This is a genomic window from Vibrio sp. 10N.222.46.A1 (assembly GCF_041473595.1).
Classification (GTDB): Bacteria; Pseudomonadota; Gammaproteobacteria; order Enterobacterales; family Vibrionaceae; genus Vibrio; species Vibrio tasmaniensis_A.
In genome coordinates this window covers 1-9283 of the sequence record NZ_JBFRSN010000433.1, presented here as the reverse complement: position 1 = coordinate 9283, position 9283 = coordinate 1, and the positions used below count along the sequence as shown (strand labels likewise).

Annotated in this window: 4 protein-coding genes and 1 pseudogene; all 5 read left to right on the top strand. The window is 45.6% G+C overall.

Translation table 11 applies throughout. The annotated features are described in order from the left end of the window. Window positions 1-518: 518 nt before the first annotated feature. Window positions 519-1433: a hypothetical protein gene (locus tag AB4496_RS13380; RefSeq protein ID WP_133148842.1), complete on the top strand. Its 915-nt coding sequence runs from the start codon at window positions 519-521 to the stop codon at window positions 1431-1433. Window positions 1434-1590: 157 nt separating this feature from the next. Beyond that, window positions 1591-1791, top strand: a complete 201-nt coding sequence (locus tag AB4496_RS13375; RefSeq protein WP_102258634.1) for a hypothetical protein — start codon at window positions 1591-1593, stop codon at window positions 1789-1791. Between the two features lie 13 nt (window positions 1792-1804). After that, window positions 1805-1873 (top strand): annotated as a pseudogene (locus tag AB4496_RS13370) (glyoxalase/bleomycin resistance/dioxygenase family protein); the annotation flags it as partial. Window positions 1874-2186: 313 nt separating this feature from the next. Further along, window positions 2187-4226: a type IV conjugative transfer system coupling protein TraD gene (gene traD, locus AB4496_RS13365; RefSeq protein ID WP_102258633.1), complete on the top strand. Its 2040-nt coding sequence runs from the start codon at window positions 2187-2189 to the stop codon at window positions 4224-4226. A 187-nt stretch (window positions 4227-4413) separates the two neighbouring features. Continuing rightward, the coding region (gene traI / locus AB4496_RS13360) for a conjugative transfer relaxase/helicase TraI (RefSeq protein ID WP_372131132.1) at window positions 4414-9283 on the top strand (4870 nt) is incomplete at its 3' end.

Below are 9283 nucleotides of genomic sequence, written 5' to 3'. Positions count from 1 at the left end.
TTAAGTACCACATAAGTGTGGCAGATCCTCGGTAGGGGGAATCCATGTCATTCGTTATGTTCCAATACAAAAAAAGCCAGTGGGTAAAGTACCTCCACTAGCTTTATTATATGGTGCGGGTTGGGGATTCGAACCCCGGGGACTATCTCGAGAACATCTGTGAATCATATCAAGCAATAACTGAATCTTTGGTTACCCGCAGTACCCCTGATCCGCACCATTCAATCATCGTATTCAAGTCCATAACTGGAACTCCCATAACTGTACATGCTAAACCTAAAACTGCGCCTGCGTATACAACCAGAGACAAGATACCGCTCGTCAAGTCTTCAACGAATGCTGATTCTCTCAATTAGTTTATATTAAGTTCAAAACTCAACATTAAAATTAGTTGCATAACCATAGCATGATTTAGATAATATTCAATGGTTTGTAAGGTATTGTTAGCGCCAGAACATAACAAACTGTTCAAGAAGGGCGTTAGGTTTATCAGGTTAGTTCTTTATGAAGTTGAAATTATGAATATTGAAAATGAAGTAAAAAAATTTAAAACGCATGTATCAACAATGTCTGAAGAAGAGTCCATGAAGCATTTTTCTGAGCAGCAGAAAGCTTATGATATTGAGTATAAATCTTTCAAAAGCGCATATGATGAAGATAAGTGTTATATGTGTGGTAATCCATTTTCTAGTATTAGCACTGAAAAACCATGCTTACATTGGCTGTTAAGGCGTTGCAAATTCAAGAAAAAAGACTTTAAGAAAATAAGTGAAGCATTCGATTTTTATCAGATTTCAGCCTATCTAAGGTGGGTGGCTTTTGCTGAATCTGGCGCAAAAAATATTAATAACCTAAAAGAAGAAAGCTCGGATCGTAAAAAATTTGAAGTAACAATTAAGTGGAAAAATATTGAGTGGACTTTAGATTGTTCTCATAATGATTTCGCAGGTCATGCTGGTAGTAAAACAGACTTCCCTCATTGGCATTTTCAAATGCGTATTGATGGCAGGCAGTTTATTAATTTTAATGATTATCACATACAATTCTCAAATAACGACCAACTTAAATTGACTTTGGAGAATGATCAGGATTCAGGCTTTGAGCATAACTTTGGATATGCTGGGGAAGGTATGCAAGAGGTAATGGATGATATCGCTAAAGACTTTGATGGTCACATGGAGAGTGCAATGTCCGCATCAAATCCTGACGATGGCAGTGTTCATATTCAGTCAATGGTAATGGCTCCTGATGGTGGTATTTCTGGTGAAAAAATAGATGAAGCTTTAGAAATGCACAGAAAAACAGGTAAAACTCTTCAATACTGTTTTTCTAAAGTACTTGAATCAGATGAAAACGTATCTATTAAATCTATAGTCAGCCCTTCGGAAAGTGTTCCTGAGATAGCGAAAAGAACGGAACGCACGCGTAGATAAACCTAACAAAAACATAAAGGTGACGCTCTACACTCGGCGGTTTTGGTTCGGAGTTAAGTGTGCTTTGTAAGTTGGTCGTGGCGCCCCTTGTATTAGGCGTAGTGTGTCAGTGTGGGAATGTAGGTGTTCTTATCTAATATCCAAAGGTGTGTAAATAATGAATAAAGTACATGAACTTCAAAAAATGACTGAAGAAGAACTACTTGAGTATGGTGTGTTGATCGAAACTACAATTAGTTCGCTATTAATCGAATCGAAATCAAGCTCACCAACTAGGTCCAATCAGGCTGGAATGAGACTTGATTCTTGGGATAAGAAACAAAGAGAGTTAAATGACTTCCTATATAAGAAAGGTTAGTTAAAAGTTTGACTTTGAAGAACTAGGTGCGTGTCTTTATCGTGGGCTAATGGATATCGAAGGTGGGCTTTCAATGTGCTAAGTTGAGAGCCCATTTGGAAACTTAATAGGACTACGTGGGAAAAATACATACCAGCATTTAAGGTTTCAAGATACTTTTTCTAATCTTGTATAAACGATTTAGAGCTATAGGTCTAAATTGTTTATGTCCAAAAACGTTTTGAAACTGGTCAATCTTAATGCGAGCACCAAACAATTCTGTCGTCCCTTAGCCTTGGCACTCGTAATACACCTCCTTTGTAACCTGTCACCTTATTCCTGATTTCATTCTACCGAACAAAAGCGCCTCACTCAGTGTGGGCGCTTTTTTGTTTTCCTTCACAAGGAGTTTTTCTATGTCTACGACTCGTGGTGGTCAAATCACTTTCCATAACATTCGAATGTGGTGGCAAGTGAACGTAACCACAATCAAGTACCTCAATATCTTCGCGGCCTTGCTCGGGCTTATCACTACTTACCTCCTCACCTCGGCCAGCACATTAACCGGTGCCTACTACTACAGTCTATTTTGGCTCTTCAACAAATTAGGTTTTAGCCTAAAGCGCAACGTAGTGGTCGAATGGGAAGATCAACGCTACAGCAGCACCCTTGGCCAACAACTGCAAAACCCCATCTTGTCACAGTGCTACCAAGAATTGCTGCAAGCCCTGTTCAGTGGCCTACTGGTCTCTGTGGCCACTTCCACCGTGCTGTTTGTGATTATCAACCACTGGTTTAAGAGAAAAGGGCAAGAGCAAAGCGAAGATAACCACATTCGCGGCTTTCAATTGGCTGAGCCTAAAGCCGTCACCGCAGAGCTGAAAAAGAAGAAAAAACTCTCTCCTTTTGCACTCGATGGTCACAAGCTTTTTGTTGATAGGTTTGAGGTCAAGCACTTAATGATTGACGGCACCACAGGCGCAGGTAAATCCGTTGCGATTCGCAAGTTATTGCGCTGGATACGGGCGCGAGGCGATAAAGCCATCATCTACGATAAAGGCTGCGATTTTGTCAGTAAATTCTATGACCCTCATAAAGACGTGATTTTAAATCCCTTCGATGAGCGTTGCGCTGCATGGGATATTTGGAGTGATGCCAAAGAAGCCCCTGACTTTGAATCGCTCGCGGCCGCGCTTATTCCGCAACACGGCGAAGGCGACCCGTTTTGGGTGGATTCCGCACGAACCATTTTCGCAGCAACCACCTATCAAATGATGATCGATGACAAACACAAATGTACCATTGAAAATTTGCTGCACATTATCTTAACGTCGGAGCTTTCCACGCTAGGTGAACACTTAAAAGACACCGAAGCTAGCTCCCTCGTCTCGAAAAGTATCGAGAAGACAGCTATCTCCATCAAATCGGTACTAGCGACTTACATTAAGTCATTACGTTACTTACATGGTTTGGATGAAAAAGACGCACAAGGCCACCATAAACGGGCGCCATTTTCGATCACAGATTGGGTGCAAGATGAATCCCAGCAAGGATTTTTATTCCTATCGAGTAACGCAAGACAACACACCGCACTCAGACCACTGATCTCGATGTGGCTTGCGATTGCCTCCAACGCCATTCTAGGAATGGAGCCCGATGACGACCGCCGAATTTGGGTGATCATCGATGAAATGCCTACGTTACATAAACTGCCTGAACTCACGCACATTATTTCTGAAGTGCGTAAATTTGGAGGATGTTATTTACTGGGTTTGCAATCTTACGCTCAATTAGAAACCACTTACGGGCGCAACGCGGCGAGAGTCATTTTTGATTTGCTCAACACGCGCTTTTTCTTCCGCGCCCCTTCAAAAGCGATGGCCACCATTTCCTCGGATGATCTTGGTGAGCAAGAAATCGATATCTCACGAGAAAATATTTCTTACGGGGCGAACGCACTGCGTGACGGTGTCTCACTTGGCCACCAAAACAAAACGCGTCCTGTGGTTTCTCCTGCCCAAATCCAAGGTTTGGATGATTTAGAGTGTTACTTACGCACCCCTAACTCCATGCTCATCACTAAGCTGCAACTGAAGTACGACCGCATGAGCAATCTCCAACCCTCCTTCATCAAACGCAACCTACCAGGCGGGAAAGCAATGGAGAGTATCGACCAAGCCTTGATTTTTCATGAGTTAATTGCTTTGCATGAACTCGATGAAACCCAAAGAAACCGATTACTCGCCATTCAGCAAAGTACCTATGAAAACGAAGAAGAGCAGCAGCAAACCAGAACCCATCAAAAACAAACCCTTGCCAAAGCACCGAAAAAGGAAAACCCGACCAATAACGCTGCCCAAAACCAACAGCTCGCTGAAAACACACAAAATGCACTACAGCGAGAAACCGAAGAGGCGTCCATGACACAAGCAGAAACGGGCGAGATGTACGATTAACCACACGAAATGAAACATCAAGGAACATTTAGAGACCGAACACAATCTTACCCTCCCCTGTAAAAACCCTTTACCACCCTTTCATTCACATCAACGCCGTCCGCTAACCCATTCGTACCACACCCAACTCACCGGCATTCCGCTGACGTGGCGGCTTTGCTGCGCCCCAAAAAAAGGAGAACACCTTATGATGTCCATTAGCCCTCTTAAATCCGCCTCTGGCGCCGCCAAGTATTACTTAAACGAAGAAAACACCCAAGAGACCCCTGACATTTCTCTCGAAAAAGACAGCAACGACAACTACTACCTCAAAGAAAACAGTACCAATGAAAACACCTTTTGGCATGGTCAGTTAGCCGAAGAAGCAGGCCTACTCGGTAAACCGGTTGACCAAAAAACGTTAGAGTCCGTTTTATCTGGACACCTAGGCCATGAAACCATCAAAGGCAAACGCGACGATCATAAATCGGGGTTTGACCTAACCTTTTCTGCGCCAAAATCGGTCAGTGTACTTGCTCTCGTCGGGGGTGACACACGTTTAATCGATGCGCATAACACGGCGGTCAAATTCGCGCTCTCGCAATTAGAAAAAGACGTAGCACAAGCCACGCACATCAATGACGAAGGCGCTCGTGAGTTCATCAATACCGAATCCATGGCCTTTGCGGTCGTGCGCCATAAAACCAGTCGTGAAAACGACCCACAACTCCATTCCCACGCTTTGACGGCAAACATGACGCGCGACAAAGAAGGGCAACTGCGTACACTCGCCTCTTCTCTCAAACAAAAAGGCGGCGTCATCAATGGAACAGGCGAGCGCATTTACCACTTCCAAAAGTACTACACCGCTCTTTACCAGAGTCAGCTTGCCAAAGAGAGCGAACAAATGGGTTATCAAATGCAAGGATTGGGTAACGGCCAATTTGAAGCCAAAGGCCTCCCTCAAATCCTCCTTGATACGTTTTCTACTCGCAAACAACAGCTCGACCAACAAGCCTTAGATTTTGGGGGGACGCAAGCGGCAAAAGATGTAGCCGCACTCGATACTCGCAAAGCCAAAACCTACGAAAGTGAGGCCGAGCTCAATACTCGCTGGCAACAAACGGTGTGCAACAAAGGCTATCAGCCCAAAGACTTGGTTAAAAACGCCCTCGGCATCGCTCAACAAGAGCATCACCCTGAACAAATCGCTAAAGACGCGTTTAGTCGCGCCGTTGAACACTTGGGGCAATACAACACGGCACTAAAACTGCAAAAGATCATAGAATTAGCCGCGGCCGAGTTTACCAAGGGCGGCGTACAAGCCAATGCAATCGACCTTAAAGTGGTCGCAGACCAATGGGTGAAAGACGGGGCGCTTCTCCCCCTTTCCATGAAAGGTCAATACACCACTCAAACCATGCTGAAAACCGAACAAGCGTTAATGGCGGCCAGCAAAGGGCGTACGCACCATATGCGTACTCCCGTCAATGACGCTACGTTAGATAAACTGACCCTCACTCAAGGCAACTGCCAAAAGGTGGCGGACATTTACCAGTCCACCAAACAGTTTCATGTGGTCAATGTGTTTGGCAACAGTGAGCAAATCGCGCAAAACCTATTGAACGTCGGCAACCATGTCGGTAAACGTGTCCACTTAGTGTCACAAAACGCCAAAGACAAACACCGTCATAGCCAAACCATCCAACGTGAAAGTCATACGGTCGCAGCCTGGGTAAAACACCGGTTTCAAGAAGAGCATCGTCACTCTGTCCATAGTTTGTTGCACTCCGACCTACCAATGACCAACAAAGATGTCCTTCTCGTCGACAGCGCCCACAAAATGAGCGCGAATGAGTTGATCGCTTTAAACGCAAAAGCTAAGGGATCGGGGAGCAAAGTCATCTTGCTGAACAACACGTCCAGTCGCCAAGGTTTTAAAGCCTATAACGCCATCGAGCTTTACCGCAAAGGCAACGTCGTCTCGCACTCTTGGGTAGACAGCAAACAGATAGACAGTAAGGTTGCCTTGCACGACAGTGATACGCGCACCCTCGCCAGAGCTTATACCTACTTATCAAACAAAGAAGACACACAAGTGCTGGCGACTTCTCACGTTGAACAACGACGATTGACGGACGCGATCCGGACCTCTCTACAGAACCAGGGTCAACTTGCCCGCAGCGGCATCACCTTGTTGACTCAGCAACCTCATTATTTGTCTAAACCCCAACAGGAGTTAGCGCAACACTACAAGCCGGGCATGACCCTTCGCCATTGGGAAGACGGAAAACCTCAAGAGTTAGTGGTTTCCACATCGGATAAGACAAACAATCGAGTCCATGTACTCAGCAAAACCGATGGACAAGAATACACCCTCGATCCCGCTTCCACCGGATTCAAAGCCCTCAACATGCAGGTCTTTAAACCTGAATCGTTGCAAGTTAACCAAGGTGAACGCCTCATAACCACCAGTAAGCACTTTCCATCTGGGTTGAACGCCAATGAACGTTACGTGGTCACAGGGTTATCTAAAGAAACCCTGACGTTAACGGACACGCAAGGCGAATCGAAAACCATCCCCGCTGAAGCCCTGAAAGACGCACCACTAAAATACGACTATGTGCATTCCGCCAGTCATATCGAACCAAGGCCGCACACTCTTATTTCAGGCAAAACCTTTACGCTCTCCAAAGCGCTCTTCCATGATCTGACCGAGAAAAGCGCGCGCATCGATGTGTTTACCGACAACCCCGATAAAGCCCAGGCCGCGCTTGAGAAAAGCGAAGTGAAGCTTTCTGCCATCGAGCGAGTGATGCACACTCAAAGCGTCAACGACCGCTACCTGACTGACACCACCGCCATCACCGTCAAAAGCGACATCCAGCAAGCCCTCACTCTCTTAAACAAAGAGCAAAATTCACCACTGCAAGAGAAAGCGTTGAACTTTGCCCTGAGTCATCTTTCTGAAAAAGAAGCGGCGTTTACACAAAAAGAGTTAGTCGTCGAAGCGATCCGTTACGCTTTTGAAGAGGCCAATCAACCGATAATCAAAGATCAAATTGAAACAGAGCTCGCCAAGCGCAGTGACACCCTCTCTGCCGAATACAGCGACGGCACACGCTGGACCACCCAAGCGGCGCTCGATACCGAAAAGCACATCTTGCGGAACATTGAGCAAGGGAAAAATCAACACAAGCCGTTTGCCACCCACAGACAAGTCAGAGATTATCTCGATGCACAGCCTCGCCTTACCCAAGGGCAAAAGGACGGCATCACCCTTATCTCAACGACCAAAGACAGTTTTGTGGCCGTGCAAGGTTTAGCGGGCACCGGTAAATCCACCCTACTCGAATCCAACATTGAATTGATTCAACACGCTAGCCAAGCCAGTAAACACTCACCTTCACAAATCATAGGTATTGCACCAACGCACGCCGCCGTCAGCGAACTGGAAAGCAAAGGGATACAAGCGCAAACGCTGGAAAGCTTACTGACCGACCTAAGACGTGGCATCACCTTACCAGAGGACTACAAAAACACGCTGTTCTTCCTCGATGAAAGCTCCATGGTCAGCAACCAACAAGCCAAAGAGCTCACCGACCTTGTATTACAAAGCGGCTCCAAAGCCACCTTACTTGGGGATAAAGAGCAGCTGCTTTCTCTTAATGCCGGTAAACCGTTTGAATTGAGCATGAGACAAGGACTCATCGATACGGCTTTTATGACCGACATCATTCGTCAGAAGAATGAAATACTGCTTGGTGCCGTACACAACATTGTGGATAAGCAGCCACACAGCGCCCTCGATAAACTCTCTCAGCAAAGCCCTGATACACTCGGTAGCACGCAACATATTATCTCCACCCTCGATGAGAGTGCGAAAGACCAAAGCAAAGCACAGCTTATTGCCACCGAAAAGCTGCCTTACGCTGTAGCACAGGACTACCTTGCCCGTACGCCCGAAACGCGAGAAAACACGCTTATCATTGCTTACACGAATAATGAGCGTGACCACATCACTGAGCACATTCGTGTCGGACTGATGAAAACACAAGAGATAGGCCAAGAGAACATCATCACCACCCGATTGCGCTCTACAGGTGAGAGCAAAGAAGAGTTAGCCACCATGATGCCTTATCAGAAAGGGCTCATTTTAAGCACCAAGCAAGGAGAGTACGACATCATTACCCACATTGATTCGGAGCACGGAGTGGTGACACTTCAAGACGTGAATACAGGTAAGACAAAACCGTTTTTGCCACGTAACAAAGACCACAAATACACGTCACTCTTCGCTCAATCAGAAAAGCCGCTTTCAACCGGTGATAAAATCATGACCCGCTTTACCGACAAAGCGCGAGGCATTAAAGCCAATGTGGAATACACCATCAGCCGTGCCACCAAGGAAGAAATCACCGCGCTTTCGAAAGAAGGGCAAACGTTAAACCTCAATCCAAACCAACTCAAAGATGGGCATTGGGATTACGCTTACACCAGAACTGCGGACATGGCGCAAGGAGCGACGTATCAGTACGTCATTACCACTCTCAAAGGCAAAGGCGCACTGACGAACTTAAGACGCGCTTACATCGATTTGAGCCGAGCGAGCACTCATGTCAAACTTTTTACCGATAACCCAAAACAGATGATGAAGAGCTGGTTATCAAAAGAGGTCAATAAACACAGTGCCATTGAAACCATCGAAAACATTGCACCACACAGTACCCCTTACTTTAATGACAAAGCTCTGCCTCATGAAGACGTACGTTATCAAAATAGAAACGGAGATTTTGACTACAACCAATTTAAAGAACACATCAACCAAGCGCTCCCTAAATACACCGAAAGCTTAGCCATCAACCTATTGGGACAACCGAACCCATCTAAATCAGACCGTGACTATTTAACCTTTGGTATCGGTAAATCGGCTCTAAAAGTGTCATTAACGGGGGAATATCGAGGGTATTTTAAAGACTATACCACCGGTGAAAAAGGCTCATTAATCAATTTGATGATGAGTCATAAGGAAATAAATTATAAGGAGGCAATGAAAGAAGCCCACAACATCCTTAATG

What these genes read in the sequence shown, in the direction of transcription:
- AB4496_RS13380 (WP_133148842.1), top strand. Translation starts at nt 519, where the DNA reads ATGAATATTGAAAATGAAGTAAAAAAATTTAAAACGCATGTATCAACA.
- AB4496_RS13375 (WP_102258634.1), top strand. Translation starts at nt 1,591, where the DNA reads ATGAATAAAGTACATGAACTTCAAAAAATGACTGAAGAAGAACTACTT.
- traD (WP_102258633.1), top strand. Translation starts at nt 2,187, where the DNA reads ATGTCTACGACTCGTGGTGGTCAAATCACTTTCCATAACATTCGAATG.